This window comes from Brevibacillus sp. HB1.4B (assembly GCF_013284285.1).
GTDB classification, from domain to species: domain Bacteria; phylum Bacillota; class Bacilli; order Brevibacillales; family Brevibacillaceae; genus Brevibacillus; species Brevibacillus porteri.
This window is the reverse complement of sequence record NZ_JABSUT010000002.1, coordinates 452104-478242: the sequence shown is the minus strand read 5'-3', so window position 1 is coordinate 478242 and position 26139 is coordinate 452104. Positions and strand designations below refer to the sequence as shown.

The window sequence follows — 26139 nt, the reverse complement described above, 5'->3', positions numbered from 1 at the left end:
CTATTCATTATGAAGCGAACATGGAAATGGGCATTCATTCTCGTTATCGCCTGCACGAGTCTGGTTGGGTGTGCAGCACCCATCGCCCAAGCAGATAAGACCAACCAAGCTCCCGACGTGAAAGCGCCTGATCCCGCAACACCACCGCAGACAGCGCCCAATCATCAGGAGACACAACCTCCGACTTTGCCATCAAGATTTCCGGAACAGCGTATCTCCCTTCTTGCTGTTGGGGATATCATGATGCATCAGGAGCAGTTGGATGCCGTCTGGGACCCAGCGACGAAAAGCTATGATTTTCAACGATTCTTCCCGAATGTCATCCCGATGTTCCGTGAGGCAGACTGGGTTATCGGCAATCTTGAGACAACGATGAGCGGTAGCAAGGCCAAATACTCAGGCTATCCGATGTTTAATTCTCCTGAGTCGCTTGCACATTCGTTGAAGGAATTTGGATTTACTGCGGTATCGACAGCGAATAACCATTCGATGGACCGCAAAGAACAAGGGGTTCTGCAAACCATCAAATATCTTGATGAAGCCGGTCTTCCGCACACGGGAACGTTTGCCAGTCCCGAGGATCGAGATGAGCCCTTGTTGTTGACCAAGGACGGATTCACACTAGCCTTGCTATCGTATACGTACGGAACGAATGGAATCGCGATTCCAGAAGGCAAGCCGTATCTGGTCAATCTGATTTCGCCTGCGCTGATAAAAAAAGACATCGCACGGGCAAGAGAAAAAGGAGCCGATCTGGTTGCAGTGGCGCTTCATTTCGGAAATGAGTATCAACGCATGCCTAGTCCTGAACAAATCAAGACCGCCGAGCAAGCTCTAACATTTGGAGCGGATTTGATTTTGGGGGCGCATCCACATGTGGTACAACCTTATGAATGGAAGACGGTTACTCTCGAAGATGGACGTCAACACAAAGGACTGATCGCCTATTCGTTGGGCAATTTCATCTCTGCGCAGCGTTGGGACTACAAGGATGTTGGCGCAATCCTGAAGCTTGTGCTGTACAAGAATGAGTCAGGAGAGGCCAGCATCGAAAGTGCTGAAATGATTCCGACCTACGTTCATTTTTATCGGAAAAATAATAAGCGCAACTATGTCATTTACCCGGTGTCAGAAACATTGGAGAAGCTGAAGCAGGGGCAGAAATACCCTACGCTGACGAAAGAAGCGATCCAGTACATGACACAATTGCAGAAGGAAATGCCGGTTCATGTCAATAAGGTTGTCTCCAAGAAAAAAGCCAGCTAACAAATAGCTGGCTTTACTTCTTTCCAAATCCAAATGGAAGATTGAATTGTAGCTGGAGTTTTAATTCTTCGTCCATCAGCGTGATGCCTTGCACTTGGATGTTGGGGGAGATCAGCTCCGGATAAAATCCGAGATCGTACGCTTCCTCCATTTCCTCCACGGTCGATTGAGGCAAGGCAAAGCCGTCAAAGTACAGCTCGGTAATGTGGAATTTGAGATGGGTAGGTGAGACGAGCTCATAGTTACCAACGAGCTTTAGCTCCATCTGATCATACGTGCCTTCCACGGTCAGCTTGTTATCCTCAAAGGCGAAATGGGATTGTTTAAACAAGGCGTCTTTCTCTATCAGAAAATTGTTGAAGTCAGTCTGATTGATGGTTAGTGTATGCTTGAGGAGACCTTCCGACTGAATTCGATCCGGCGTCGCCAACTCGGGAACTTGAACCATCACCTGCGCGAGCATTCCGAAGAAGGTCTGGAATGCGGGCAAACCACGTTTTTCCCAGTCTAAAATCAAGTGATTCATCATGGATTCCACAACTGTCGGGTTATCCAGCTTTTGTACGTTTTTTTCTTTTTCAGCGGCAACAGCGAGCATTTCTGCTAATTGAAGCTCGTATTTTTTTCGCAGCGTTTGAAGTTGGTCCAATCGATTCTTTTTGTCGGTTTGCATCGCAGTGAGCTTGGTGCGCTCAGTATGATAGGACTCTAGTCGAGACATGTCACGCTCGTACAAGATCTCGTAGAAGTCGTACATCAATAAGAACTGATTGAAATTTTCCGCATTTAATAGTAACGTCAGAAGATTAGTACGCTCGCCCATGTAATAGGCTCGCGCTACCTCACCGGCCCGGCGTTGTGTCGCTTCCATCACCAGCTTTTGTCGTTGCAAATCGAGATCCATTTGAGCGATTTCCCCGTATGTCCGCGTCTCTTCTTCCTTGAGTAAGGTGAGGGTTCGCTCCAGCTCTTTTTGTGTAAAATGCTGCTGCAGGATGAGCTGCTCCAAAGGAGTAGAGGGCTCTTCCTGTGCGAATACCGTCAGTGGACATACAAGTAGGAACAAGACGAGAAGAAATTTGCGCATGATTTCACCTTTTGCTTTTGCCTTTCCATATTGTATGCTTCTTTTCGTATTATAGCCTTATCTAGTTGAATTTGGATAGCAGGAGAAGAGCTTATGCCGATGATCGAACTGATTCGCGAGGAAATAGCAAGCCAACCAGGGAAAGCGATTACGTTCGCGCGCTTTATGGAGTTGGCCCTCTATCATGACACGTATGGATATTATATGGTCGAACAACCCAAAGTAGGCAAAGCGGGAGATTTTTATACGAGTGCATCGGTGCATCCTGTCTTTGCGGAAACAATCGCAGATGCAATCTTGGCATTGTGGGAGAAGTCGGATATTACTTCGCCTGTGCTCGTTGAGATCGGTGGTGGCACCGGGGCTGTTTGCCGACACATGCTGGAGCACATCCGTGAGAGCAAGCCAGAGGTATACAAAGAGCTGACGATCATTTTGATAGAGGCGAGTCCTTATCACCGGAAAATGCAGCAGGAGGCGCTCCAGTGGCACGAGGGTCCAAAGCGCTGGTATTCTTCTGTGAATGAAGCTGCCAAGCATGAAAAAATAGAAGGGGTTATTTTCTCGAATGAATGGCTGGACGCATTTCCAGTACATATTGTGGAGAAAACCAGATCCGGCTGGCAGGAAGTATGGGTGCGTGTTGGCGAGGATGGATTGGAAGAGTGTCTGGGGGATATGACACCAACGCTTGAGGAATATTTGCGCGAGCTAAACTTGAAGCTGCCAATCGGCATGCGGATCGAGATAAATATGGCGATGGAGCAAGCCGCACAAGAAGTTTCCAGCCTATTGAAAAAAGGGTTCGTCATCACGATTGATTACGGTGATCTGCAAGAAGAGCTTTACCATCCTAGTCGAAAAAACGGAACATTGATGTGCTACCATCGTCATCAGGCTCATGCGAATCCGTATATCAACATAGGCGAACAAGACTTGACGACACATGTGAATTTTTCTGCGTGGCAAGAGTATGGAGAAAAGGCTGGTTTACGGGAAATAGACTATATGAGACAGGATCGGTTTTTGATGCGGAATGGCTTGCTTCATAAAGCGGTCGCGCATATGGATACAGACCCTTTCACGAGCGTTGCGATGAAACGGAATCGGGCGATCCAGCAGTTGATTGATCCTGCTGGCTTAGGTGGGCGTTTTTGGGTCATGGTCCAAGAGAAAGGCACCTGGGAGTAAAAGAAGAGGAAAACATAAAAAAAGATGCTCATGGCGAGCATCTTTTTTCTTACATGATCAATTGTAGAAAAGCGTGTTCTTGTGGTCCTACAGGCATCACGAAGAACGTGTAATACGTGAATCCAACAAAAGACAGGAACATGAAGCCGAAGAAAATGTTTAGGTATACTCGTTCAGTCAGATTCATGTAGCTCAACGCTACGAAGAATGCAGTCAAACTGAAGAAGATGAGCGCCATCGGGTACAACTCTGCCCAAAACGCCATCAACGCGATCACGATGGTCCAGAAACCAAGAACGCGATACATACGATCCATTTTTGTCCCCCCTTTTTGCCTCGATCGGTAAGATTTACAAGATTCCTCCCCCATTATATAGGACAGGTGAACACGTGTAAACGATAAAGGTATGACGGATTGTTGTCACCCGGGGAGGAAAGACTGGACTTGCGGTGCTAATACTGAATCAGCGTATAGTTGCAGGATTGGCATCCGCGAATTTTGGAATCATCCTCACGTAATTCAATGTTCCCCAAGTACGTTTCGAATATTCCCATCAACAGAGCGTTGTGCATCTGGCATACGGCATTCGGGTATTTTTTTGCGCTGTCAGAGAAGGTGCAATTATTTACGCGAAAACGCAGCTTTCCTTCATCCATTGCTTCGATGTCTGGTTTCAATCCCTGAGCCACGACAATCCGATGGATCAGGTCCAATTTTTCTTCCATAGAGGCGATTTCTAAATTGATTCCGCTTTGGACAACCGCCCGTTTTGCCATCTCAGTTCCAATGCGATGTCCCATTTTAATTAGAGCGGCTTCGCCAGCTTCGCCGAGCGAGAGCAGGCTTTCAATCGCGATATCGGCTAACAGCTGATAGTCACGAGGAGGGAATTGCAGACTCACAACCTGTTCAGACAGTGAGTACAACCGACTGGGACGTCCTCCCTTACCACTTTTGTCTGTAACAGCAGTGAGTAAATTCACGTCCTCCAACTTCGTCAAGTGCAAGCGTGCCACATTAGGGTGGATAGAGAAGTGATCAGCTATATCCTGAACCGTGATGGAATCTTTACTGTAGGCGACAAATTGGTAAATGGAAAAACGGGTGGGGTCAGCTAAAGCACTGGTTAACTTTTGCGCATCGTGGTCCATGCCGATACCCCTTTCTCAAAACAATCTCCATAAGTGTATCCCATTTTGTGTTACTTGTTAAGGTAGCAGTGTGCTACAACAGCATTTCGCATAAATTTTCGTCTAGTTTTTAGATTAACTACTATTGACATAGTGTTAATCAAGCATTAAAATCCAAAGTAAGGAAGGAAATTTTATTGGCTAACTTTTTGTAAGAGCTTGAACCAAACATCACGAACAGCAAATCGTAAGACTTTTATAGATGAAATCATACGTGATAGATGAGATGGAGGGGTAACCAATGGCCGTTGCTGAACGTACACAAACACAAAAATTAACGTTTTTCACTTATCCTAGCTGCACATCCTGTCGCAAAGCGAAGGCATGGCTGGCAGAAAACGGAGTGAATTACGAAGAGCGTCACTTGTTCAAAAATCCACCGACAGCAGAAGAACTGCTTGATATTATTAAAATGACTTCAAATGGCTTGGATGAAATCTTGTCGACGAGAAGTCAGCGTTTTAAAAACCTGGATGTCGATATTAATGATATGTCAGTGAAGGAATTGCTCGAAATGCTTAGTGAAGAGCCTCAGCTTTTGAAGCGTCCGATCCTGACTGACGGTGAAAACCTGATCGTCGGATTCAATTCTTCCGCCATGAAAAATCTGTTGTCCTAATAAAGAGGGGGTAAAGACCTCCTCTTTTTTGTTTGTCCATCGAAAGGTAAAATAAAGCCACAAGCTGATAAAAAGGTGGGAGTTCTTATGGAGACCTTGCTTTTGCAAAAACAGGACGGTATCGCCACAATCACATTAAATCGACCACATGTACATAATGCCATTAGCGTGGAGCTGGTTGATGAACTGCATCAGGTCTTGCGAGACTGCCAAGCCGATCCAGAGGTAAAGGTTCTGATTGTGACGGGGACAGGCAGAAGCTTTGTTTCCGGAGGCGATTTGAATCAGTTTATTGCAGCGCGCGGTTATGAACAGGCGCAACCATTGCTCAGTAAAGTGACAGGGCTTTTGTCCGCCATTGATCAGAATTCCAAACCGGTGATTGCCATGATTAACGGTGCAGCGGTCGGAGGTGGCTGTGAGTTTGCGGGCGCGTGCCATTTTCGTTTTGCCAGTGACCGGGCGACCTTCGGGTTTGTACAAATCAGCATGCATATTACGACAGGCTGGGGTGGAGGAAGTCGGCTGTTGGACTTGTTGCCAGAGTCAAAAGCACTCGCTCTCCTGTTGACTGGTGACAGATTGCGTGCAGAGGAAGCTAAGTCCTACGGTTTTGTTGACGAGGTATACACGGAAGAGAAGCTACATGAGGAAGTATATCGTTTCGCTCGAAAAATCGCTGCCCAGCCGCTAGCCGGCATTGAGGCGTACATGAAGATTTTGCAGTGGAAGCGTATGGGCATTCCGCAAGAAGAACGAATCCGGCGCGAAGTGAGTCAATGTGCGCATCTTTGGGGTAGCCCTGAACACGTCGCCGTAGTGGAAAGCTTCCTGACTAAGCGCCCAACGTCCTGATCGATGTAGTCCATTTCGTTTAAACATTTATTTGCTTGGACATACTTTTTCTAGTAGAAAGCGATTCTACAAGAGTAGGGAAAAGCATAGGATGAATTACATCATCCTTTTTAAAGGTAACGGGAGGGACTCATATGGTAGCTTCCAGACAAGACGCATGGACCGAAGATGACGATCTAGTGCTGGCGGAAGTCACCTTGCGCCACATACGCGAAGGCGGCACACAGCTTGCTGCATTTGAAGAAGTGGGTCAAAGGTTAGGAAGGACAGCAGCTGCGTGCGGCTTCCGCTGGAACAGTTGCGTGCGCAAACGGTACGATGCGGCTATTTCGATTGCGAAAAGCCAAAGACAGCAGCTGAAAAAGCTCGGGAGGATTCAAGTACCGCCCCCTGTGGTGGCTGAGGTCGAGGTCGTCGCGTTGCACACAAAACGATCTGAAACACCAGTAACAGAGGTACAAAAGTACGCGGATGTAGAGGAGCAGCAGATTGAAGCAGTCATTCGCATGCTCGTCAATCAAAAAGAAATGACTCGTCGTTTGCGACAATTGGAACAAGAGTTGGAAGGAAAAGAGTTGGAGTTAAAAGAATTGAAAGAAGCCCACGAACGCGCTAGAAAAGAACTGGATCAGGTTCAGGGGGTCAATGATGACTACCGTGCGTTGGTACAGATCATGGAACGTGCACGCAAGCTTGCTTTTTTACAGGAAGAGGATTCCAACAAAGCGATCTTCAAAATGGATGAAAACGGAAATTTGGAGCGCGTAGAAAAATAAGCGTAGAAATTAGGGATGAAAAAAGAAGCGGGCATTGATCCGCTTCTTTTTGTTTACGCATTCATTTGTCATTCATGTTGGGAAAGGAAGAGCTAGTCTTGCAGCTCTACGCTCTCTGGCAACCATACGTACGGGTTTTCACCACGATCACGCATGAGGTTGTATTTCACAGGCGTGAAGCCCATTTTCAACCAAAAATCGTCTGCGCGACAGCGTGAGTTGGTTTTAATAGGAGCTCCAAAGCTCTTCGCGTGGTTGACCAAAGCAGTTCCGTAGTCTTTGTGACGGTAGTCAGGCAGGACTTCGAGCTTCCACAGCTCATAATAGTCTTGCGCAGGTTGGAAGTAACGGTCGTATTTCCCGTCAATTTTGTAGAGGCTCATACGTGCTACCATAAGATCGTTGTCATAAATACCGTAAAATGGAGATTCCGAATCGTTTTCCACGATGTTCGCCTCCAGGTCTTCCTTCATAGAAAGCTCCTCCAGGCCAAATTCGCGAAACTTCTGGAATTCCTCCAGTGTCTTATAGTTGATTTGCAAACGTCTTACTTCAAACATGGTTAGCCACTCCTCTCACAGCTCTTTGCCTTGGCCACCTTTCGGCCCCGCCCCTTTATTATACACGATGATGGGCTTTTCCGAAGTGTTTTTCTTTTTTTATTGGAGGGATTGTCAGGAAATGATTTCGCTTCCTTGGAAAAATTTAAAATTTCATCCTAGAACTATGATCATTCTCGTGGCAAAATAGAAAGTAGCATCACATGATACAAACCAGGCAAACAATTTGGAAGCGCTTACGGTTGTAGTCGGTTTGTCAAAGAGGGGAGCGTTGCCATGCGTAAGGTATTAATCGCAAACCGTGGTGAGATTGCCAGACGAATTATCCGTACATGCAAGGCAAGAGGAGTGGCTACGGTTGCTGTCTATTCGGATGCAGACAAGGATCTGCCGTTTGTTCGTGAAGCAGATGAGTCAGTCCATATTGGTCCACCGCCTGTGCCACACAGCTACCTGAACGTAGAAGCCATTCTTGGAGCAGCGAAAAGCACCGGTGCCGATGCCATTCATCCGGGATACGGTCTTTTGTCAGAAAACGAAGCTTTTGCCCGCCGTGTTCTGGAGGAAGGTCTTCTTTTCATTGGTCCAACCCCGGAGGTCATCGGTCAAATGGGTGACAAGCTGACTGCTCGTCATATTATGGAGACTGCGGGAGTACCAGTCGTTCCAGGGTGCGAACAGGCTATCGATTCACCAGATGAAGCAGCTGTCATCGCGATGTCCATCGGATATCCTGTGATGCTAAAGGCCAGTGCTGGTGGCGGAGGAATCGGGATGCACATTTGTCGAGACGAGGCTGAGCTGCGTCAAGCTTACCAATCGGCGAAAGGTCGTGCAAAAGCGTATTTTGGTAACGATGCGATGTACATGGAGAAGTACGTGGAACGCCCGCGCCACATCGAAGTGCAGGTCGTTGCCGATCAGCATGGAAACGTCATCCACTTATTAGAACGGGAATGCTCCATACAGCGCAGACATCAAAAGGTACTCGAAGAAAGCCCGTCGCCCTTTTTGGACATAGCAACGAGAGAGCTTCTGTGCGATGCAGCGGTTACAGCGGCGAAAGCAGTGGGCTATTCGGGTGTTGGAACAGTTGAATTTATCGTAGATGAACAGAAAAACTTTTACTTCTTGGAAATGAATACACGCTTGCAAGTGGAGCATCCCGTGACGGAAGAAATGACGGGCATTGACCTCGTATCGCTCCAACTGGACATTGCCGATGGTCACCCGTTGTCGATCGAGCAAAAGGACGTCAAGGCTCTGCGGCACGCGATTGAGCTACGTGTCTATGCGGAAGACCCTGTCACCTTCCTTCCATCGCCAGGGACGATTACGTTATACCAGCCACCTGCATTTGAACATGTACGAATTGATGATGGGGTAGAGACAGGTACACAGGTGACTCCTTTTTACGACCCGATGATTGCAAAGGTCATTGTATCTGGGGCGACAAGACAAGAGGCTGTGCAACAGGCGCAGAAGGCTATGGATCATTTTCTGATTACTGGCATTAAAACGAACATTCCGTTTTTGCAAGAAGTATTACAGGACGACCAATTCCGAGCAGGTAACTATACGACATGGTTCGTTACTGAGCGTGGAGCGGCGTCAAGCAAGGAAAAACGCTAAGCTAATAAAAATGATAGGTAAGGGAGAGGACTATCCATGAAACAAGTAGCAGCCAATATGGCAGGAACTGTTATTAATGTCCTGGTTCAGCCAGGTGACGAGATCAATGAAGGACAAGACGTCCTTGTACTGGAATCGATGAAAATGGAAGTTCCTGTACAGGCTCAAGCCTCAGGCAAGGTTGTGGAAGTAAAAGCGAACATTGGCGATTTTGTCAACGATGGCGATATCATTGTCGTTTTGGAATAGGATTAGAATACTTCTAAACTGAGCGACCGCTAGGCAAGGAGGTGGGCTTATAGTGCGTGTGCAAATCGTGGAGGTCGGCCCTCGTGACGGGCTGCAAAATGAGAGCGCGATCGTTCCGGCGGCAGCCAAAATCACGCTGATTCATAAGCTGATGGAAGCAGGCTTGAAGCGGATCGAAGCAAGTTCGTTTGTGAATCCAAAATGGATACCGCAATTGGCGGATGCAGATGAGGTCTTGCAGGGAATCAATCGCAGCCAAGAGGTAACGCTTAGTGCATTGGTTCCAAATATTCGCGGTCTGGAGCGGGCGCGCCAATGTGGACTGACAGAGATTGCCCTGTTCATGTCTGCCTCTGAAACGCATAATCAAAAAAACATCAATAAACGGATAGAAGACACGTTTCCGATCCTGCGGGAGGTTGCCCAGGAAGCGCTGGCTCTCGGGATGAAAGTTCGCGGATATATCTCAACGGTGTTCGGTTGCCCATACGAGGGAAATGTTCCGCTGGACAATAGCCGCAGGGTGACACAGGCTCTTTTGGAAATGGGAGTGTACGAGATTTCTCTCGGGGATACGATAGGGGTTGCAACACCGAAGCAGGTTCATGAGGTTTTTGGAGAACTTGTGAAAGATGTTACGAACGAGCGCTTAGCCGCCCATTTCCACGATACGAGAGGAACTGGATTGGCGAACGTAGCAGCAGCGTTAGCGGAAGGAATCCGGATCTTTGACAGCTCAATCGGCGGCCTCGGCGGATGCCCGTATGCCCCAGGAGCTGCCGGCAACATTTCGACTGAAGATTTGGTTTACATGCTGCATGGAATGGACTATGAAACGGGCGTCGATCTCGAGAAGTTGATTGAGGCTGGTGCGTATATTGGGCAGCAATTGGAAAAAGAGCTCCCCTCAAAAGTGCTGCGGGCATCGCTCGCAAGCAAACCAGCTGGATGATCTGTATGTTCTACACATTCGCAAAGAGGGGATAGAATATGACGGTTTCCCTGCAAAGAGAGGGCGCAATCGGCGTACTAACGCTGCAACGGCCAGAAGTTTTTAACTGCCTCAATCTTGAAACGCTCGTGACATTGCGCGGCTTGATCAGTGAAATCAGCCATGATCGTGACATCCGAACGGTCATTGTGACAGGTGCTGGCGACAAGGCGTTTTGCTCTGGTGCGGATTTAAGAGAGCGGCGCTCCATGTCACCACAACAGGTGGATGTCTATATCCAAACGATTCGAGATACCTTCACAGAGCTGGAAAAGCTACCGAAGCCAGTCATCGCGGCGATTAACGGGCTGGCGCTGGGGGGCGGTACAGAATTGGCGTTGGCGTGCGATCTGCGGATCATGAGTGAGCATGCCCAGATGGGTTTAACGGAGACATCGCTCGGGATCATCCCGGGTGCTGGCGGAACACAGCGTTTGCCTCGGCTGGTCGGAAAAGGCGTCGCCAAGGAACTGATTTTTACGGCAAGGCGAGTATATCCGGAGGAGGCACTGTCCATTGGGTTGATCAATCGGATTGTTCCCGCTGATCAACTTATGGCGACAGCGATTGCTGTGGCTGAGCAAATTTCAGCGAATGCTCCACTTGCCCTAGCCCAAGCCAAGTTTGCTATCGATTGTGGAGTGGAAGTCGAGCTAGCTAGCGGACTTCAGATTGAGAGCAATGCGTATAAGCTGCTCGTCCCGACGAAAGACCGCCTAGAAGGACTCGCAGCCTTTCAAGAAAAACGAAAACCGATATACCGCGGAGAGTGACGAGGGGGATTACGCTGATGACCAAACATTTGGAAGACACATTGCACGAAAAAATCGCCCAAGTAGTGCAAGGGGGCGATGCCAAGTATCATGACAAGCTCAAGGAGCAAAACAAGCTGTTCGTCCGTGATCGTCTCAAGCTATTGTTCGATGACGAGTTCATGGTCGAGGATGGGCTGTTCGCGAATGTCATGGCAGGCGATCTGCCGGCGGATGGAGTTGTGACCGCAATCGGCAAGGTAAATGGTCAAACTGTCTGCGTGATGGCTAATGATTCGACAGTGAAAGCCGGGTCTTGGGGATCGCGGACCGTCGAAAAAATTATTCGCATTCAAGAGACCGCTGAAAAAATGCGTGTTCCTCTTCTCTATCTAGTGGACTCAGCAGGAGCGCGTATCACTGACCAATTGGAGATGTTCCCAGGCCGACGGGGTGCTGGGCGAATTTTTTACAACCAAGTGAAGCTTTCCGGCAAAATTCCACAAGTGTGCATTTTGTTTGGACCTTCTGCTGCTGGTGGCGCTTATATCCCAGCTTTTTGTGACATAGTTATTATGGTCGACAAAAACGCGAGCATGTACTTGGGCTCTCCGCGTATGGCGGAAATGGTGATTGGAGAAAAAGTGAGCTTGGAAGAGTTGGGCGGCGCACGGATGCATTGCTCCGTCAGCGGATGCGGCGACGTACTGGCTGCCAATGAAGAAGAAGCGATTCAAGCAGCGCGCAGCTATCTCCGTTTCTTCCCGGCGAACTATACGTTGACGCCACCGACTGTACTGGCGAAGGCCCCTGTGTCTACAGCGAAGGAAATCACGAGCATCGTGCCGGAGAACCAAAATGCAGCTTTCAATATGCATGATGTCATTACAGCATTGGTCGACGAGGATTCGTTCTTTGAAATCAAAAAATTATTTGCCCAAGAGCTGATTACCGGATTGGCACGTTTGGATGGAAAGCCTGTCGGTATCATTGCCAACCAGCCGCGTGTGAAGGGAGGAGTCTTGTTTGTAGATTCGGCTGACAAGGCGGCTCGATTCATCACGTTGTGCGATGCGTTTTCGATCCCACTCCTGTTCTTGGCGGATGTTCCTGGCTTTATGATCGGGACAGCAGTAGAGCGGGCAGGCATTATCAGACACGGGGCCAAAATGATCTCCGCCATGGCGGAAGCCACCGTACCGAAAATCTCCGTCATTGTACGCAAAGCGTATGGTGCTGGCTTGTATGCAATGGCCAGCTCTGCATTTGAGCCAGATGCTTGCCTCGCACTCCCTGGTGCCCAAATCGCCGTAATGGGTCCAGAAGCAGCGGTCAATGCCGTCTACAGTAACAAAATTCAGGCGATTGAGGACCCGGCAGAGCGTCAAGCGTTTATTCAGGAAAAACGCAGAGAGTATCAGGAGGACATCGATCTGTACTTACTGGCATCCAACTTGATTGTAGATGCTGTTGTACCTCCAAGTGACCTGAGACGAGAATTAATCCAGCGCTACGAGGTTTACAAGGAAAAGCGTCACGTTTTTTCGGACAGAAAGCATGCAGTTTATCCCGTATAATTCAGGGTTCAGGCTGTCGTCAAAAGGCGATGGCCTGATTTTTTTTACAGAAAATGTGTGACAACCTAGGAATATTTCGATAATTTCGATCTTTTTTTGTGTCAATCAATTGAACAATCCCGAAAACTCTGTTATTCTTGAAAAATAAGCATTGATTAATGTGGGTGAACAAATGCTGCTAAAACCAAGGACGTGTCAGGTGGTAGTCATAGGTGGAGGGTCTGTCGGGCTGCTGTATGCAGCAAGGCTCGCACTCGCTGGACAACCTGTTACGATTGTTACACGCAGTTCACTCCAGGCGAATCAGCTAAATGAACGCGGGCTCAGCTTTCAAAAGCTGAATGGCGAAACAGTCACTATTCCTGTCACCGCCAGCCCCATTGAAGAAGGATTGCCTGAAGGGGATCTGTATCTGTTAACTGTAAAGCAGCCAGATTTGCACAGCGTGCTTCCAGCCTTACAAGGGGTAGACCTTGAGGCAAGAGTGATCGCTTTGCAAAATGGCATGGGTCATTACGAATTGCTTCGAACCGTTTTAACGGAGACACAGTGTTTCTTTGCAATTAATACGGAAGGAGCAAGGAGATTGTCGCCTACAGAAGTCGTGCATACCGGTACAGGTACTTTGCGCGTAGGTTCTTGGGAGACTTCTGATTGCAATGATCCATTGATTCGCACATTTGTTGAGTGGGCGCTATCAACAGGCAAGGAGGCTGTCTATGAAAAGGCAATACAGCCCTTCGCTTGGCGCAAGCTCATCGCAAATGCGCTGATCAATCCGTTAACCGCGCTTTTTGAAATCCCAAATGGTGCTCTCCTCGAAAATTCACATACGCAACAGCTCATGCGTGCTTTATTTGTGGAAGCAGCTGCAGTGGCTGCCTATGCCGGACAAAAAATCGAGGATGCAGACTTGCAGGAAATTGTCTCCATTTGCCGAAATACTTCCCGTAATCTTTCCTCCATGTTGCAGGATATAAAGAAGCGCAGACAGACGGAAGTGCAGTCTATCAACGGCTATCTCGTCCAAGTAGGACAAAAGGCCGGGATTCCGACTCCGCTGCACGAAACCTTGCTTCGCGTTATCCTTCTGAAGTCAGACATGGGAATACGGAAGGAGGGAGGCGACAGTAGATGACCTTTTTGGCGAATGTCTGGGCCTATTTGTGGGGTACGCTGACGGTTGTGCCGTTTCTCGGGTTTCCGCTCGTTTATTTCATCTTGTATGTGACGACGCGGAATAAGAAATTGGCAGGCCGCTTCGCGATAAATATCACGAATCTTTTGGTGATTCGTTCTGCCGTTTCCGCTTACGAACTGATCTGGCCCGAGGCTTTGTCCGCTTGGTGGTGGGTATTCTGCTTTTACCTAGTGGTAACCGTGCTTCTTGGGTGGGTACAGATGAAGTGGAAGGGGCGGCTCTCCCTCAAAAAGGTAGGATTTTCGGCCTGGCGTTTGTCGTTTCTCTGGTTTGGAATCGTCTACATAGTGCTGTTTACGACCGGAATTATCAAAACGATGGGTGTCGTGTAAAGCACTGTTGATACATATCGTATTTATTCCGATAAGAAAGAAGGTTGGAACTATGCGACTTCCCATCGAGACCATCGGTCACAAGATTCGAATGATTCGGAAAGAACGCGGCTTTACCTTGGAAATTATGGCAGGCAAGACAGGGTTAAGCAAAGGTTTGCTGAGCCAAGTAGAGCGTGGAATTTCGCAGCCGTCGCTTGATTCGCTGTGGAAAATCACCAAAGCTCTGGAGTCACCCATCATTCATTTTTTCGAGGATATTGATCAGAAGCAGGTGCATGTGACTCGCTTGCAAAAACGCAGACAACTAGTCTTTCCTGAATCGACGGGCACTTATTCGCTGCTCTCGATGGGAGGCAGTGCCAAGCTGGGGATGCTGGAAGTGCGACTGATGCCTGGAGAAATGGCTGTCGACAAATTCGTACAGTCTGAGGGAGAAGAGTGCTTCACGGTCATTACTGGTAGTGTGACAGCGCGCTTCAACGATGAAGAGCATGTATTGGAAGCAGGAGACAGTATTTCATTTGACAGCAGCAAAACACACTCAATCGAAAATACAGGAGAAACGGAAGCTTTGTTAATTTGGTCCGTCACCCCTCCACAATTTTAATGCAAGCGCGAACGAGCCTGTATTACACTTTGACAACCCATTAAAGTGGGTTGTCTTGTTTTTTGTGGCTGTGGAGCATGTTATAATTTTGATTGACCATGGCCCTAAGAAAGGTGAGCTAGCATGAATGTTGAATGTCTCGCGCTTCCATTGGCGAATCCGCTGGCACAGGAGTACCAGCAGCAAAATGCCTCTGCATTACAGTTTTTTGCGCATAATCCCTACCGAGAACAGTCCTACCGAGAACGCGTGGAATGGCTTCAAAGTCAATCCTATCCTCACCGGAACCAGCTCGTGGAAGGTTTATATCGTTTTAATAAAGAGATGGGTACTCACCCTGAAGCACTGAAAAATATCGAGTTGCTCAAACAGCCAGACACATATGTGGTCATCGGCGGTCAGCAAGCAGGAATTCTGGGTGGACCACTCTATACAGTCAACAAAGCTGTTCATCTGATCCAGGCAGCGAAAAGGCTGTCTGCCGAGCTTCAGGCGAACGTCATTCCGGTGTTTTGGATTGCTGGGGAAGACCATGACATCGATGAGATCGATCATGTGTACTGGGGAGCGGACGATGGAAAGCGCCTGCATAAAGAGCGGCTGCCTCTGAACAAAAAGGGCCGCCAATCTGCAAGTACGCTACCCTTGGACTCTGAACTGTGTACACAGTTCCTGGAAAAGTTTTTCCAGGGACAAACAGAGACTGCCGAAACCAAGAAGATTCGTGAGTTGCTGATGCAGACTGCGGCAGATTCGCCTACAGTCGCAGAGTGGTTTGCCCGCTTGATGGCAAAACTGTTTGGCAAGCACGGTCTAGTTCTGGTTGAATCCTCGTTGCCATTTGTTCGTGAACTGCAGCAACCCATTTTTTCACAGATCATTGAGAACAATGAGCAATTGACAAAGGTGATGCTACGGGCGGCGGATCGGATTTCAACGGCTGGCTATCCGCTTCAATTGCAAGTGGAAGAGCATCAAGCTAATTTGTTCGTCTATGAGGGCAATGATCGATTGCTGCTAGAACGTCACGGGGAGCGCTTTATCAATCGGAGACGCTCTTACAGTCGCGATGAATTGCTCAAGCAGGTTGCAGATTCCCCGGAGCGTTTTAGCACAAATGTCGTTACTCGCGGGTTGATGCAGGAGCATCTGTTTCCTACGCTTGCCTTCATTGGAGGTCCTGGCGAGATTGCTTATTGGGCGTTTTATCGGGAGGTATTCGAGCTGTTCGGGATGCAGATGCCGATCGTATTGCCTCGTATGTCCATTACCCTTGTGGAAGGTGCTCAACAGAGACTGCTGGATAGCTTGGGGCTTTCTATGGAACAAGTCTTGACTGATTTCACCGCTTGGAAAACCGAGTGGTCCAAAAACCAGGCACCGCATCCGTTGGAGCAGCAATTCGCATCGGCAAGGGAGTTGATCATGTCGATCTATCGTCCGCTGGTAGAAGAGGTCGTTTCTTTGGATGGCGGATTGCGTGGTCTGGCTGAGAAAAATAGTAAGCTGCTATTAGAGCAAGTATCCTTTTTGGAAGAGCGTCTGATTCGTTCGCTACAGCAAAAAGATGATGTGGAGCATGTGCGTGTCCAACGAATTGAGACCGCTTTGTTGCCCGAAGGTGCTCTGCAAGAAAGAAAGCATTCGTTTTTCCCATTTGCAAATAAGTATGGTCTTGGCTTGGTTGACCGTTTAGTAGATGCGCCATTCGCGCATGATGGTACTCATCAACTTTATTACCTGTAAAATGCAGTACAAAATAGTCGGATCGTCCTAGAAGTGGACCCGGCTATTTTTTGTTGTTTAAGCTGATGGAAAACTTTTCTTCTAATTATGCTGAAACTTTTCCGACAAATTCTGCGTATTAGTAGTAATGGATTGTTTTTGGGGAAAGGTGGTACTCGGGATGCAGATTACATTACAACAAATCGGGAAAAAAGCCACTCTACTAGTTGTTAGCTTGTCGGTTTTATTGACGGGCATTGCAACTGCAGGATTGAAAAAGGCCGACGCACGGGAAGAATACGTGGCCAATTCACCTGCATTTATCGACACAAATGGACATTGGGCAGCAAAAGAAATAGGGATCGCTACCAAAAAAGGATTAATTAAAGGATTTCCCGACGGGACCTTTAAGCCAGAACAAACAGTGACGCAAGAACAGTTTTTATCCCTAATTGAACGCGTCATTCCTTCCTTTACAGGTCATGAGCCTGACAGCTTTAGCAAAGAGACCTACTTGCAGGATGCTGCGGGACGTTGGTCGGAAAAAACCTATCACCATTTGGCTTCAGCGGGTATAATGCCATCCGGGAAGCCGACGCATAGCATGACACGGTTGGAAGCGGCAAGAACCTTGCTGGCAGCCATCGGGCATCAATCAGAAGGGGAAAAATATCGGGGAACGACAGCGAAATTTTTCACGGATCTTTCAGTCGAAAATGAAACACAGGTGATGACGGTCTACCCTGCCTACAAAATGGGGATTTTGGCTGGCTTTCCAGATGGAAGCTTTCGTCCTGATGACAAAATCAACAGAGCACAGGCAGTCGTCCTGTTAAATCGTTTGGAAACAAAAATCGACGAGCTGTACCCTGGCAATGTAGCAGAGAGCGAGAAAAAGGCAATGACACAAGCCGTCTCGTCATTTGTGGGAGACGTGATGGATAAGCAAAAGATTCGTCGCTTTGATGACTTGTCCGCGTATGTAAAGAAAAACAATCTACCTGTCAGCGAATCGTTTTTACGTGAGCATTTTTCGTTTATGCAGTATGAAGTGTATGATTATGTCCGGTTTCCGCAATTTAATGAGCTGATGTACTTTGCAAAAATCGGAATGAATAAATACAGAATGACGGTTCAATATTACGCAGGGGATTTGGGTGGAAGTGTCGATCGCACGTTTTACCTTTCCTCGAGCGATGGCAAAACGTTTAGACTGATTGGAAAAGATGAATAAGAAAAGAAGGCTGGGATATGACCCCAGCCTTTTTTTGTGTCAGGCATGCCGTTTTTGCCAGATAAAAAGGACGAATGCAATCACGAGGGGATAGAGGGCGGACCATCCCAAAAAAGGATAGAGTCCTACTGTACAGACGAGAGAAGTCCAGGAAGCGATTCGGCCTACGCGACTATTACGCAAGAGTCGTACACCAGCCAGACACCCGCCGATGTAAGTCGCAAAAAAGGTTGCATTAGGCAGCTCGATGAGTCTGGACAAGTCGATCATGTCGAAATAGAGTACACCGAGAACGAGGACAAAACATAGAGAGAGAAACAGAAGTCCGCCGGTTGGTGTCCGGTACTTGGCGTGGAGGGTGCCAAACCAGCGAGGAGCGATCTTTTCTTGCGCCAGCGAATAGGCGATACGTGAAGCAGCACCAATGTAAGCGTTGGCTGTTGCGATACAAATGAACAGTGCGGTTACGGCTACGATCCATCCGCCGGTCGGACCCAGGGAGAGTTGAACCATGACACTGAGTGAGGCAGCGGAGATACCGAACCCGTAGCTATGCGTAGCGACAGTCATAAAGGCCACGGCAAAATACAAGAGAGCGACGATTCCCGCGCTCCACAAAACACCGCGAATCGCGTTTTTCGCAGGATCGACGAATTCCTCTGAGAGATGCGTCACGGCTTCCCACCCAATGAAGCACCAGAACATCAGACCTGCTGCTTGCACGACACTCAACCAACCGTTTGGCATAAAAGGGGTAAAGTGCGTGACTGATGCATGCGGAATGCTTGCGACAATGGCCAAAATCAAAATCGTAATAATCAGCGAGACAACAATCGTTTGGACACGTGCAGCTACATGCAAGCCTATAACATTCATCATAAGGACAGCGAGAAGAAGCAGAGCAGCAGCCGCATAAACTTGCGACTCACTCCAGTTCAGCAGGATCGCAATGTAGTTGGCCCCTGTAACACTTAGAATCGGTGCGCCAATCGGGACAGACAAGAGAAAGAACCAGCCTACCATGTTTCCGAATCGATCTCCGTACGCTGTCCGTACAAATGTAGAGACTCCACCTGAGCTCGGATAACGAGCAGATAACAGCCCCATCGTAATGGCCATGGGCAGGACGAGAATAGACATGACGAGCCAAGCTAAAATGGAAGCAGGACCAGCCTTCTGCGCTGCGAGTCCGGGGATGAGCAGTACGCCGGAACCGATCACAGCTCCGATGTATAAGGCGACGATCTGCGGAAGTCGCAGTGTTTTGGCTAGACTGGGGGCTTGCGTCGATGATTTCCCCATAGGTAGATCCCTCACTTTTTTTACTTACCTTGTCGTTGGTAACTGAAGTGTAGCATAGACTTAATCATCGGAGTTATCTATAATATTAGATAATTCAAATCGATTTTTTCGATGAAAAGAGGGGGAAATCTGGATACTCGTTATTTGCAAACATTCCGTGAAGTAGCAAAATGCCAAAGTTTTACTCGTGCAGCAGAAATTTTAGGATACGCGCAGTCGAGTGTAACGACCCAAATTCAAAATCTGGAATCGGAGTTCGGTGTCAGTCTATTCGAGCGTTGGGGCAAAAAAATTAGGCTTACCCATGCAGGCGAAGTGCTTCTCGGCTACAGCGAACAGCTGCAAGCTGTATTAGATGAAGCAAAAGCGAATCTGTCAGAGCAAGCACATCTGGCGGGAACGTTGAGTATCGGAACAGTGGAGTCACTGGCAGCCTTTTATTTACCACCCTATTTGCAAAAATTTCGCTTGGAGCAGCCGCGTATGCGAATCATGCTTGCACCGGGCATCTGTCAAGACTTGAGGCAGGGGGTAAAGGAAGGGAAGTTCGATTTCGCCTTTGTGCTCGACTGGCTCCACGATCAATCTGAGCTGACAAATGTCGTTTTAGGTGAGGAAAAACTAGTTGTTGTGGCTGCGCCTACACACCCGCTTGTGAAAAAAGAGAAGGTAGAAACGCACGATTTTAGCGGGGAAACCTGGATTTTTACAGAAAAGGGATGCAGTTACCGAGGGATGATGGAATCGGTGTTGCGTGAAGCAGGAGCCACCGTGGAATCTTCTTTTGAATTTGGCAGTCTGGAAGCGATAAAACAATGTGTCGCATATGATTTAGGAATTGCGTTACTTCCGAAAATTGTCGTACAAGAAGAAGTAAAAAATGGTACACTTGTAATACTCTCGTTTTCCCATCCGGATATCCGTGTTTTCCGACAGTTGGTCTACCATAAAAAGAAATGGATGCCACAGGCTTTGTTACGCTTTTTGGAGTTACTTACGGTAGAAACTGCAGAGTGTAAAGTGCCGATAATAGGAAGATAATTGGAAAAACTGATGATGGTTGAACTTGCGTATGATATGATAGACAAGGTTGCTTTATGAGATAAAAGGAGGTCCATCCGTACATGAACACAGTATCTGAAAGCATCGTAAAAGATATGGCGTTGGCGCACAACGGCCATCTGAAGATTGATTGGGTAAAAGAACACATGCCTGTCCTGAACCGCATTCGCGAGCGCTTTGAACAAGAGAAGCCGTTTGCAGGACTGAAAGTTGCGATCTCCTTGCACTTGGAAGCGAAAACAGCTTATCTGGCAAAAGTAGTTCAAGCTGGTGGCGCTGAAGTAACCATTACCGGTTCCAACCCGCTGTCTACACAAGATGACATTTGCGCAGCGTTGGTGGAAGACGGTATTCGCGTGTTTGCGAAATACAATCCAGATCCTGCTGAGTACAAAGAGCACCTGATCAAAACACTGGAAACTCGTCCTGACTTGATCATTGATGACGGTGGCGACCTGATCACCATTTTGCACAGCGAGCGCCGTGATCTGCTGTCTCAAGTACGTGGTGGTGCAGAAGAAACCACAACAGGTATTCTGCGTCTGAAAGCGCTGGAAAAAGAAGGCAAGCTCGAATTCCCAATGGTTGCCGTAAACGATGCATTCTGCAAATACTTGTTCGACAACCGCTATGGTACTGGTCAATCCGTATGGGATGGGATCAACCGTACAACGAACCTTGTAGTTGCGGGTAAAACTGTTGTTGTAGCAGGCTATGGCTGGTGCGGTAAAGGTGTAGCGATGCGCGCAAAAGGTTTGGGCGCAAAAGTAATCGTAACCGAAATCGACCCAATCAAAGCGGTAGAAGCTTACATGGATGGATTTGAAGTAATGCCAATGCTCGAAGCTGCGAAGCATGGTGACTACTTCGTAACAGTGACAGGTAACCGCGATATCATCAGCAAAGAGCATTTTGCTGTGATGAAAGATGGCGCAATCTTGTCCAACGCGGGTCACTTCGATGTCGAAGTAAACAAGGTCGATCTGAATGCAATGTCGACTTCTTCCCGTATTGTGCGTAAAGATATTGAAGAATTTGTCTTGGCTGATGGTCGAAAAGTGTATCTGCTCGCAGAAGGCCGCCTCGTGAACTTGGCTGCTGGCGACGGACATCCGGCTGAAATCATGGATATGACCTTTGCTCTGCAAGCAGTATCCTTGGCTTATGTCAATGAACAGTACCAAAACATTGGCAAAACAGTGCTGAACGTACCATTCGAATTGGATCAAATGGTGGCACAGTACAAGTTGGAAGCTCTGAACATCGGAATCGACAAATTGACAAGTGAGCAAAAATCCTACCTGGAAAGCTGGGTCGAATAGTCACTCGAATCCCGTCTTTTCCCGGCAAAAAAATATGCGAAAAAATCCTGCTTACAAACGCAGGATTTTTTTTTATAATAACAAATAGGTACCAGGTGGGGAAAAGTGGGGGAAAGTGGAGCCAACCGACAGGAAAGTGGGGGACCAGGGCGTGTTCATGGGGGAATATCAGCACAGCATCGACGAAAAAGGCCGCCTGACGATCCCAGCCAAATTCCGTGAAGGGCTAGGCGCTTCCTTTGTTATTACCCGCGGGCTGGACCAATGTTTGTTTGCTTATCCGCAAGATGAGTGGAAACAACTAGAGGAAAGACTCAAGTCTCTCCCATTTACAAAAGCAGATGCTCGCGCATTTACACGATTTTTCTTTTCAGGTGCCACCGAATGCGAGTGGGACAAGCAGGGAAGGGTAAACATACCACCCAATTTACGTGAGCATGCAGGCATGCAAAAAGAATGTGTGATCATTGGGGTGTCAAACCGTGTAGAGGTATGGAGCAAGGAACGCTGGGAAGATTATTTTGCTCAGTCAGAAGGCTCTTTTGGAGAAATTGCCGAAAAACTGGTTGATTTTAATTTGTAGCAGCGAGAAGAACAGGAGTGACGACATTGTCGTTTCATCACGTAACCGTTTTGATGGATGAGGCTGTCGCAGGACTAAACATTCGTCCTGGAGGCATTTATGTAGACTGTACACTTGGTGGAGCTGGGCATAGCAGCTTGATTGCTTCCAAGCTGACGGATGGCGGTCGCCTTATCGCCATCGATCAGGACGACTGGGCACTGGATAATGCCCGCGAAAGACTCGCTTCCTATATGGACAGAGTCACGCTGGTAAAGAGCAACTTTCGCCATATCAAAGACATTGTGAGAGATTTAGGTTTGGATGGCGTAGACGGGGTGTTGTTTGACCTCGGGGTATCCTCTCCGCAATTGGACGAGGGAGAGCGCGGCTTCAGTTACAATGCCGATGCGCCCTTGGATATGAGAATGGACCAACAAGCGCCACTGTCTGCCTATGACATTATCAATGAGTGGGATGAAGAAGAGATTGCTAAGATCATTTGGCTGTACGGAGAAGAGAAATTTTCCCGGAGAATTGCCCGGCAAATCGTTCAACAACGAAAGAAGCAGCCGATCCAAACAACAGGCGAGCTGGTTGAATTGATTAAGGAAGGAATTCCTGCCGCTGCGCGCCGTACCGGACCCCATCCGGCGAAGCGCACATTTCAGGCGATTCGGATCGCAGTCAATGATGAGCTGGATGCATTCAAAGAGGCCGTCGTCGATGCTATTACTGTCTTGAATCCAGAAGGTCGCGTAAGCGTCATCACGTTTCATTCCTTAGAGGACAGAATTTGCAAGCAAATTTATCAAGACTTTTCAAAAGGGTGCACGTGTCCGCCAGCCTTTCCGATTTGCACATGCGGCAATAAAGCGGTTGTAAAAGTCATTACAAAGAAGCCGATTTTGCCATCAGAAGAAGAATTGGAAGCAAACAAACGTGCACGATCAGCTAAACTACGGGTAGCGGAGAAGCTATAGACCGGGATCGACGAGAAAGGGGAGGGAGAAGCGATGAGTTATTACTACCGAGGAAATCTAGCTATGGAGTTGGAACAACAATCCCGCTCTGTAACGAAAACAACAAAGCGCACGGTTCGAATCAAGCCAACGATTCCGACCGGAGAAAAATTGCTGTATCTCTTATTTATCTCGTTAACCGTCGTCGGCTTGGGTCTAGTGGGTGTCCGCTACTCGCAAATTTCCCAGTTGAATTACGAAATTCAAAGCACCAAACATGAAAACCGTGTGACGGCAGAAAAAAGTGCAACGTTGAAATTGCAAATTGAGCAAATGACCAATCGGGATCGCCTGCAAAAAGAAGCAGAGAAGCAGGGGATGGTATACACTCCAGCAGCTGTACATACGATTGGAAAACCAGAAGTACAAGCGAGTTCTCTGCCGCAAACACAACCCAAAAAACCTTAAATGTTACTGCTCTCACGTGCGGTAACATTTTTTCTTAGCTAGGCCCGAGTCTGCTCCTGACTCGGCTAGGTTGCGTTCGTCTCCCCCATCTACCTTTGTTGGGAGGCGGGCGATCTTTGATGCGACGGAGTTGAATGGAGATGGAATGGAAACGAAAAGTAAATTGGCGGATTCTCGTGGTAGCCTTATGCCTGATCTTGACCTTTTCGACGTTGAGCTTTCGAATTTATTGGATCCAAACCGCAGAGGCTGCCAGAATCATGGAAACTGCACAAAAGCAGTGGGACCGGGAACATGTTTTGAAGCCGAAGCGTGGAGCGATCTATGATCGAAACGGAGAGATTTTGGCGTATGATGGTAAGGCATACACGGTAAATGCAAGGCTGAAGCCACTTGATGCGAGAGACGAAGATGTGGTGAAAGACCCTTACTACACAGCGAATATGCTGGCTCCTATTTTGAATGCGCCTGTTCCAGAATTGGTGAAGAATTTGACCAAATCAAGTAAAGTAGTGGAATTGGGACGCTACGGGCTAAAGATCAGTGAAGAGCAGAGAAACCGTATTCTGAATTTGCAATATCCGACACTGCCAAGCGGTGAGAAGCTCAAAAAGAATCAGCTCCCAGGAATCTATTTGACTGAAACGACTCGCCGGGTTTATCCGAATAACGCCTTCGCTTCCCATGTGATCGGTTATCTTGATTTGTATGATGAACCAAAAATGGGGATTGAGCTGAAATTGAACGAAGAATTGGCTGGAAAAAAGGGGAATATTGCCTACCAAAAGGATCGCGCAGGCTACCAGCTGCCAGACGGAGAAGGGGAGTACATTCCGGCAAAGGACGGTTTAGATGTTTACCTGACAATTGACCGGCAAATCCAGAATTATGTAGAACAAGCGCTTGACAAGGTGGAGCAGCAGTACAAGCCACAGGGCATGACGGTGATTGTGGCCGACCCACAAAGCGGTGAGGTTCTGGCCATGGGCAACCGCTCACAGTTCAATCCGAATACGTACTACAACGGGATTGATAATTACAATAACCATGCTGTCACCACAATGTTTGAGCCGGGCTCTACGTTTAAGATTATTACTCTTGCGGCAGCGATTGAAGAAAAAATGTTTAATCAGAATGAAACCTATCAATCAGGTGCCTATACCATCAAGGGGCAGATTCCGATCCGCGACCACAACAATGGTGCTGGTTGGGGAACCATCACCTTTTTGGAAGGGGTTCAGCGATCCAGTAACGTATTGTTCGCGAAGTTGGGGTATGAACGGTTGAAGCTGGAGGGTTTGAAGAAATACTTCAAAAAATTCGGGATGGGTGAAGTAACCGGAATTGAGCTTCCCTACGAGAAAAAAGGAAGTCTGATCAACCTGGAAAAACCTCGGTCACCACGTGACTGGGCTGCAACAACGTATGGACAAGCCGCGACGGTTACGGCGATCCAGCAGGTTGCCGCTGTAGGGGCGATCGCGAATGGAGGAGAGCTTCTAAAACCTCATATTGTAAAAGAAATGCGCGATCCTCACACGGGAGCAGTCGTCAAACGCACGCAACGTGAGGCTGTGGAGAGGGTTGTAAGTGAAGCGACTGCGAAACAGACACGCGACATTTTGGGTAAGGTTGTCTCAGAGAAGCCCGGGACCGGTTTACAATATCAGATCGAAGGGTACCAAGTAGCAGGAAAAACGGGAACTGCACAAAAATATGATCCCAACACAGGGAAAATTATGGATGGACGTTATGTAGTTTCCTTCATTGGTTTTGCGCCAAAAGACAATCCAAAGCTGTTGGTCTATGTCGTTATTGATGATCCGCAAACAGATGCTTGGTATGCATTGTGGGGTAAAATGATGCTCGCTCCAATGTTTACATCCATTATGGAACGCAGCCTCCAATATTTGCAGCAGCAGCCCGATTTGTCGGTAGTCAAGGATAAACAGACTGAAAAGCCGACGACGAAAAAAGAAGCGCAGGCAGCACTTGCATCTTCACCTGCGACACCGAAGACATTGCCTAAGTTTGAAGGGATGTCCACGACAGCCGCACAATTGCGGGCGAAGCAGGACAATTTGACGGTCACAGTAGCCGGAACAGGTACGAAAATCGTCAAACAGTATCCGGAAGCCTACGATCAGGTCGTTCCAGGTGAACAGATCATCCTGGTAACTGACAGGGTAAAAGGAACAAAGATGCCTGATTTCAAAGGAAAATCATTGCGTGACGTTATGGAGTTCAGCTCTTTGATCAATCTCGAAATGAAATCGACTGGAACTGGATTCGTCACTCAGCAAAGTATTCCTCCGGGAACGGTGCTCCAGGGTACAGAGCTGCTTCAGGTGACGCTGCAATCTGTGTCCGAACCACCTGTACCGACTACACCACCTCCAGGTCAGGAGGGCGGCACAGTGCCTGCTACAACGACGCCTAACAATCAAGGGTCGAATCCTACTACAAATCCAACAGGTGGAAATAATCCGGCTCCGCCATCTTCCGGTCAGCAAACTGGGCAAGGTGGAGAGGCACAGCCGCCGGCATCTGGACAGGCACCTCCTCCTGACAAACCAGGAGACCAAACGACGCAAACACCGACAACTCCATAGT

The 26139-nt window shown here is 48.0% G+C and carries 26 protein-coding genes; 21 read left to right on the top strand and 5 right to left on the bottom strand.

Features of this window, described 5'->3' with window-relative positions:
* Nucleotides 1-9: 9 nt before the first annotated feature.
* Nucleotides 10-1266 (top strand): CapA family protein, encoded by a 1257-nt coding sequence (locus HP398_RS06755; protein ID WP_173622205.1) that lies wholly within the window; start codon nucleotides 10-12, stop codon nucleotides 1264-1266.
* Between the two features lie 13 nt (nucleotides 1267-1279).
* Here HP398_RS06755 and HP398_RS06750 read toward each other — a convergent pair whose 3' ends face one another.
* A complete protein-coding gene (locus HP398_RS06750) occupies nucleotides 1280-2353 on the bottom strand; it encodes a hypothetical protein (RefSeq protein ID WP_017249584.1) in 1074 nt (357 codons plus the stop codon).
* A gap of 93 nt (nucleotides 2354-2446) precedes the next feature.
* Between HP398_RS06750 and HP398_RS06745 the strand changes: the two genes are divergently transcribed.
* Nucleotides 2447-3544 carry a class I SAM-dependent methyltransferase gene (locus HP398_RS06745; RefSeq protein ID WP_173622204.1) on the top strand — a complete coding sequence of 366 codons (1098 nt, stop codon included), beginning with the start codon at nucleotides 2447-2449 and terminating at the stop codon, nucleotides 3542-3544.
* 49 nt (nucleotides 3545-3593) lie between these two features.
* Here the strand turns inward: HP398_RS06745 and HP398_RS06740 are convergent, their stop codons facing one another.
* Together HP398_RS06740 and HP398_RS06735 are read right to left on the bottom strand one after the other, a co-directional pair.
* Complete coding sequence (locus tag HP398_RS06740) at nucleotides 3594-3860, bottom strand: DUF2626 domain-containing protein (RefSeq protein WP_017249582.1); 267 nt, start codon at nucleotides 3858-3860, stop codon at nucleotides 3594-3596.
* 137 nt (nucleotides 3861-3997) lie between these two features.
* Complete coding sequence (locus tag HP398_RS06735; protein WP_173622203.1) at nucleotides 3998-4696, bottom strand: helix-turn-helix transcriptional regulator; 699 nt, start codon at nucleotides 4694-4696, stop codon at nucleotides 3998-4000.
* A 280-nt stretch (nucleotides 4697-4976) separates the two neighbouring features.
* Here HP398_RS06735 and HP398_RS06730 point away from each other — a divergent pair, with 280 nt between their 5' ends.
* From HP398_RS06730 to HP398_RS06720, 3 genes are all read left to right on the top strand, one after another.
* A complete protein-coding gene (locus tag HP398_RS06730; protein WP_016740704.1) occupies nucleotides 4977-5354 on the top strand; it encodes a Spx/MgsR family RNA polymerase-binding regulatory protein in 378 nt (125 codons plus the stop codon).
* Between the two features lie 87 nt (nucleotides 5355-5441).
* On the top strand, nucleotides 5442-6209 hold the full coding sequence (locus HP398_RS06725) for an enoyl-CoA hydratase/isomerase family protein (protein ID WP_173622202.1): 768 nt from the start codon (nucleotides 5442-5444) through the stop codon (nucleotides 6207-6209).
* Between the two features lie 134 nt (nucleotides 6210-6343).
* Entirely contained in the window at nucleotides 6344-6985 is a 642-nt protein-coding gene (locus HP398_RS06720; RefSeq protein WP_173622201.1) for an RsfA family transcriptional regulator, read from the top strand.
* A 92-nt stretch (nucleotides 6986-7077) separates the two neighbouring features.
* Here HP398_RS06720 and HP398_RS06715 read toward each other — a convergent pair whose 3' ends face one another.
* Nucleotides 7078-7545, bottom strand: coding sequence for an N-acetyltransferase (locus HP398_RS06715; RefSeq protein ID WP_007723302.1), 468 nt, complete (start codon nucleotides 7543-7545; stop codon nucleotides 7078-7080).
* Between the two features lie 276 nt (nucleotides 7546-7821).
* Here HP398_RS06715 and HP398_RS06710 point away from each other — a divergent pair, with 276 nt between their 5' ends.
* The 10 genes from HP398_RS06710 to HP398_RS06665 all read left to right on the top strand — a co-directional run bounded on the left by HP398_RS06710 (nucleotide 7822) and on the right by HP398_RS06665 (nucleotide 17848).
* Nucleotides 7822-9177 (top strand): acetyl-CoA carboxylase biotin carboxylase subunit, encoded by a 1356-nt coding sequence (locus HP398_RS06710; RefSeq protein ID WP_173622200.1) that lies wholly within the window; start codon nucleotides 7822-7824, stop codon nucleotides 9175-9177.
* A gap of 36 nt (nucleotides 9178-9213) precedes the next feature.
* Nucleotides 9214-9426 (top strand): biotin/lipoyl-containing protein, encoded by a 213-nt coding sequence (locus tag HP398_RS06705; RefSeq protein WP_015892116.1) that lies wholly within the window; start codon nucleotides 9214-9216, stop codon nucleotides 9424-9426.
* Between the two features lie 52 nt (nucleotides 9427-9478).
* Entirely contained in the window at nucleotides 9479-10378 is a 900-nt protein-coding gene (locus HP398_RS06700; RefSeq protein WP_173622199.1) for a hydroxymethylglutaryl-CoA lyase, read from the top strand.
* 38 nt (nucleotides 10379-10416) lie between these two features.
* Entirely contained in the window at nucleotides 10417-11190 is a 774-nt protein-coding gene (locus HP398_RS06695; RefSeq protein ID WP_017249576.1) for an enoyl-CoA hydratase-related protein, read from the top strand.
* Between the two features lie 17 nt (nucleotides 11191-11207).
* Nucleotides 11208-12746, top strand: coding sequence for an acyl-CoA carboxylase subunit beta (locus HP398_RS06690; RefSeq protein ID WP_017249575.1), 1539 nt, complete (start codon nucleotides 11208-11210; stop codon nucleotides 12744-12746).
* Nucleotides 12747-12918: 172 nt separating this feature from the next.
* Nucleotides 12919-13884, top strand: coding sequence for a ketopantoate reductase family protein (locus HP398_RS06685; protein ID WP_173622198.1), 966 nt, complete (start codon nucleotides 12919-12921; stop codon nucleotides 13882-13884).
* Nucleotides 13881-14279, top strand: a complete 399-nt coding sequence (locus HP398_RS06680; protein WP_017249573.1) for a DUF3397 domain-containing protein — start codon at nucleotides 13881-13883, stop codon at nucleotides 14277-14279. The genes HP398_RS06685 and HP398_RS06680 overlap by 4 nt, the downstream gene beginning before the upstream one ends.
* 52 nt (nucleotides 14280-14331) lie before the next feature.
* The gene (locus HP398_RS06675) at nucleotides 14332-14889 is read left to right on the top strand and encodes a helix-turn-helix domain-containing protein (protein WP_007717657.1); all 558 of its coding nucleotides are present in this window, start codon (nucleotides 14332-14334) and stop codon (nucleotides 14887-14889) included.
* Between the two features lie 123 nt (nucleotides 14890-15012).
* A complete protein-coding gene (bshC, locus tag HP398_RS06670; RefSeq protein WP_173622197.1) occupies nucleotides 15013-16635 on the top strand; it encodes a bacillithiol biosynthesis cysteine-adding enzyme BshC in 1623 nt (540 codons plus the stop codon).
* A 160-nt stretch (nucleotides 16636-16795) separates the two neighbouring features.
* Nucleotides 16796-17848, top strand: a complete 1053-nt coding sequence (locus HP398_RS06665; RefSeq protein WP_173622196.1) for an S-layer homology domain-containing protein — start codon at nucleotides 16796-16798, stop codon at nucleotides 17846-17848.
* 39 nt (nucleotides 17849-17887) lie between these two features.
* Here HP398_RS06665 and HP398_RS06660 read toward each other — a convergent pair whose 3' ends face one another.
* Nucleotides 17888-19150: an APC family permease gene (locus tag HP398_RS06660; RefSeq protein WP_173622195.1), complete on the bottom strand. Its 1263-nt coding sequence runs from the start codon at nucleotides 19148-19150 to the stop codon at nucleotides 17888-17890.
* 111 nt (nucleotides 19151-19261) lie between these two features.
* Between HP398_RS06660 and HP398_RS06655 the strand changes: the two genes are divergently transcribed.
* The 6 genes from HP398_RS06655 (at nucleotide 19262) to HP398_RS06630 (ending at nucleotide 26138) form a co-directional block, all read left to right on the top strand.
* Nucleotides 19262-20191: a LysR family transcriptional regulator gene (locus tag HP398_RS06655; RefSeq protein ID WP_026043164.1), complete on the top strand. Its 930-nt coding sequence runs from the start codon at nucleotides 19262-19264 to the stop codon at nucleotides 20189-20191.
* An 83-nt stretch (nucleotides 20192-20274) separates the two neighbouring features.
* On the top strand, nucleotides 20275-21534 hold the full coding sequence (locus tag HP398_RS06650; protein ID WP_173622194.1) for an adenosylhomocysteinase: 1260 nt from the start codon (nucleotides 20275-20277) through the stop codon (nucleotides 21532-21534).
* 151 nt (nucleotides 21535-21685) lie between these two features.
* The gene (gene mraZ / locus HP398_RS06645; protein ID WP_017249567.1) at nucleotides 21686-22117 is read left to right on the top strand and encodes a division/cell wall cluster transcriptional repressor MraZ; all 432 of its coding nucleotides are present in this window, start codon (nucleotides 21686-21688) and stop codon (nucleotides 22115-22117) included.
* Nucleotides 22118-22134: 17 nt separating this feature from the next.
* Nucleotides 22135-23079: a 16S rRNA (cytosine(1402)-N(4))-methyltransferase RsmH gene (gene rsmH / locus HP398_RS06640; RefSeq protein ID WP_173622193.1), complete on the top strand. Its 945-nt coding sequence runs from the start codon at nucleotides 22135-22137 to the stop codon at nucleotides 23077-23079.
* A gap of 33 nt (nucleotides 23080-23112) precedes the next feature.
* Nucleotides 23113-23526 carry a cell division protein FtsL gene (ftsL2, locus tag HP398_RS06635; protein WP_173622192.1) on the top strand — a complete coding sequence of 138 codons (414 nt, stop codon included), beginning with the start codon at nucleotides 23113-23115 and terminating at the stop codon, nucleotides 23524-23526.
* A gap of 140 nt (nucleotides 23527-23666) precedes the next feature.
* Nucleotides 23667-26138 carry a penicillin-binding protein gene (locus tag HP398_RS06630; protein WP_026043163.1) on the top strand — a complete coding sequence of 824 codons (2472 nt, stop codon included), beginning with the start codon at nucleotides 23667-23669 and terminating at the stop codon, nucleotides 26136-26138.
* Nucleotide 26139 lies beyond the last annotated feature (1 nt).

What these genes read in the sequence shown, in the direction of transcription:
- HP398_RS06755 (WP_173622205.1), top strand. Translation starts at nt 10, where the DNA reads ATGAAGCGAACATGGAAATGGGCATTCATTCTCGTTATCGCCTGCACG.
- HP398_RS06750 (WP_017249584.1), bottom strand. Translation starts at nt 2,353, where the DNA reads ATGCGCAAATTTCTTCTCGTCTTGTTCCTACTTGTATGTCCACTGACG.
- HP398_RS06745 (WP_173622204.1), top strand. Translation starts at nt 2,447, where the DNA reads ATGCCGATGATCGAACTGATTCGCGAGGAAATAGCAAGCCAACCAGGG.
- HP398_RS06740 (WP_017249582.1), bottom strand. Translation starts at nt 3,860, where the DNA reads ATGGATCGTATGTATCGCGTTCTTGGTTTCTGGACCATCGTGATCGCG.
- HP398_RS06735 (WP_173622203.1), bottom strand. Translation starts at nt 4,696, where the DNA reads ATGGACCACGATGCGCAAAAGTTAACCAGTGCTTTAGCTGACCCCACC.
- HP398_RS06730 (WP_016740704.1), top strand. Translation starts at nt 4,977, where the DNA reads ATGGCCGTTGCTGAACGTACACAAACACAAAAATTAACGTTTTTCACT.
- HP398_RS06725 (WP_173622202.1), top strand. Translation starts at nt 5,442, where the DNA reads ATGGAGACCTTGCTTTTGCAAAAACAGGACGGTATCGCCACAATCACA.
- HP398_RS06720 (WP_173622201.1), top strand. Translation starts at nt 6,344, where the DNA reads ATGGTAGCTTCCAGACAAGACGCATGGACCGAAGATGACGATCTAGTG.
- HP398_RS06715 (WP_007723302.1), bottom strand. Translation starts at nt 7,545, where the DNA reads ATGTTTGAAGTAAGACGTTTGCAAATCAACTATAAGACACTGGAGGAA.
- HP398_RS06710 (WP_173622200.1), top strand. Translation starts at nt 7,822, where the DNA reads ATGCGTAAGGTATTAATCGCAAACCGTGGTGAGATTGCCAGACGAATT.
- HP398_RS06705 (WP_015892116.1), top strand. Translation starts at nt 9,214, where the DNA reads ATGAAACAAGTAGCAGCCAATATGGCAGGAACTGTTATTAATGTCCTG.
- HP398_RS06695 (WP_017249576.1), top strand. Translation starts at nt 10,417, where the DNA reads ATGACGGTTTCCCTGCAAAGAGAGGGCGCAATCGGCGTACTAACGCTG.
- HP398_RS06690 (WP_017249575.1), top strand. Translation starts at nt 11,208, where the DNA reads ATGACCAAACATTTGGAAGACACATTGCACGAAAAAATCGCCCAAGTA.
- HP398_RS06685 (WP_173622198.1), top strand. Translation starts at nt 12,919, where the DNA reads ATGCTGCTAAAACCAAGGACGTGTCAGGTGGTAGTCATAGGTGGAGGG.
- HP398_RS06680 (WP_017249573.1), top strand. Translation starts at nt 13,881, where the DNA reads ATGACCTTTTTGGCGAATGTCTGGGCCTATTTGTGGGGTACGCTGACG.
- HP398_RS06675 (WP_007717657.1), top strand. Translation starts at nt 14,332, where the DNA reads ATGCGACTTCCCATCGAGACCATCGGTCACAAGATTCGAATGATTCGG.
- bshC (WP_173622197.1), top strand. Translation starts at nt 15,013, where the DNA reads ATGAATGTTGAATGTCTCGCGCTTCCATTGGCGAATCCGCTGGCACAG.
- HP398_RS06665 (WP_173622196.1), top strand. Translation starts at nt 16,796, where the DNA reads ATGCAGATTACATTACAACAAATCGGGAAAAAAGCCACTCTACTAGTT.
- HP398_RS06660 (WP_173622195.1), bottom strand. Translation starts at nt 19,150, where the DNA reads ATGGGGAAATCATCGACGCAAGCCCCCAGTCTAGCCAAAACACTGCGA.
- HP398_RS06655 (WP_026043164.1), top strand. Translation starts at nt 19,262, where the DNA reads ATGAAAAGAGGGGGAAATCTGGATACTCGTTATTTGCAAACATTCCGT.
- HP398_RS06650 (WP_173622194.1), top strand. Translation starts at nt 20,275, where the DNA reads ATGAACACAGTATCTGAAAGCATCGTAAAAGATATGGCGTTGGCGCAC.
- ftsL2 (WP_173622192.1), top strand. Translation starts at nt 23,113, where the DNA reads ATGAGTTATTACTACCGAGGAAATCTAGCTATGGAGTTGGAACAACAA.
- HP398_RS06630 (WP_026043163.1), top strand. Translation starts at nt 23,667, where the DNA reads ATGGAATGGAAACGAAAAGTAAATTGGCGGATTCTCGTGGTAGCCTTA.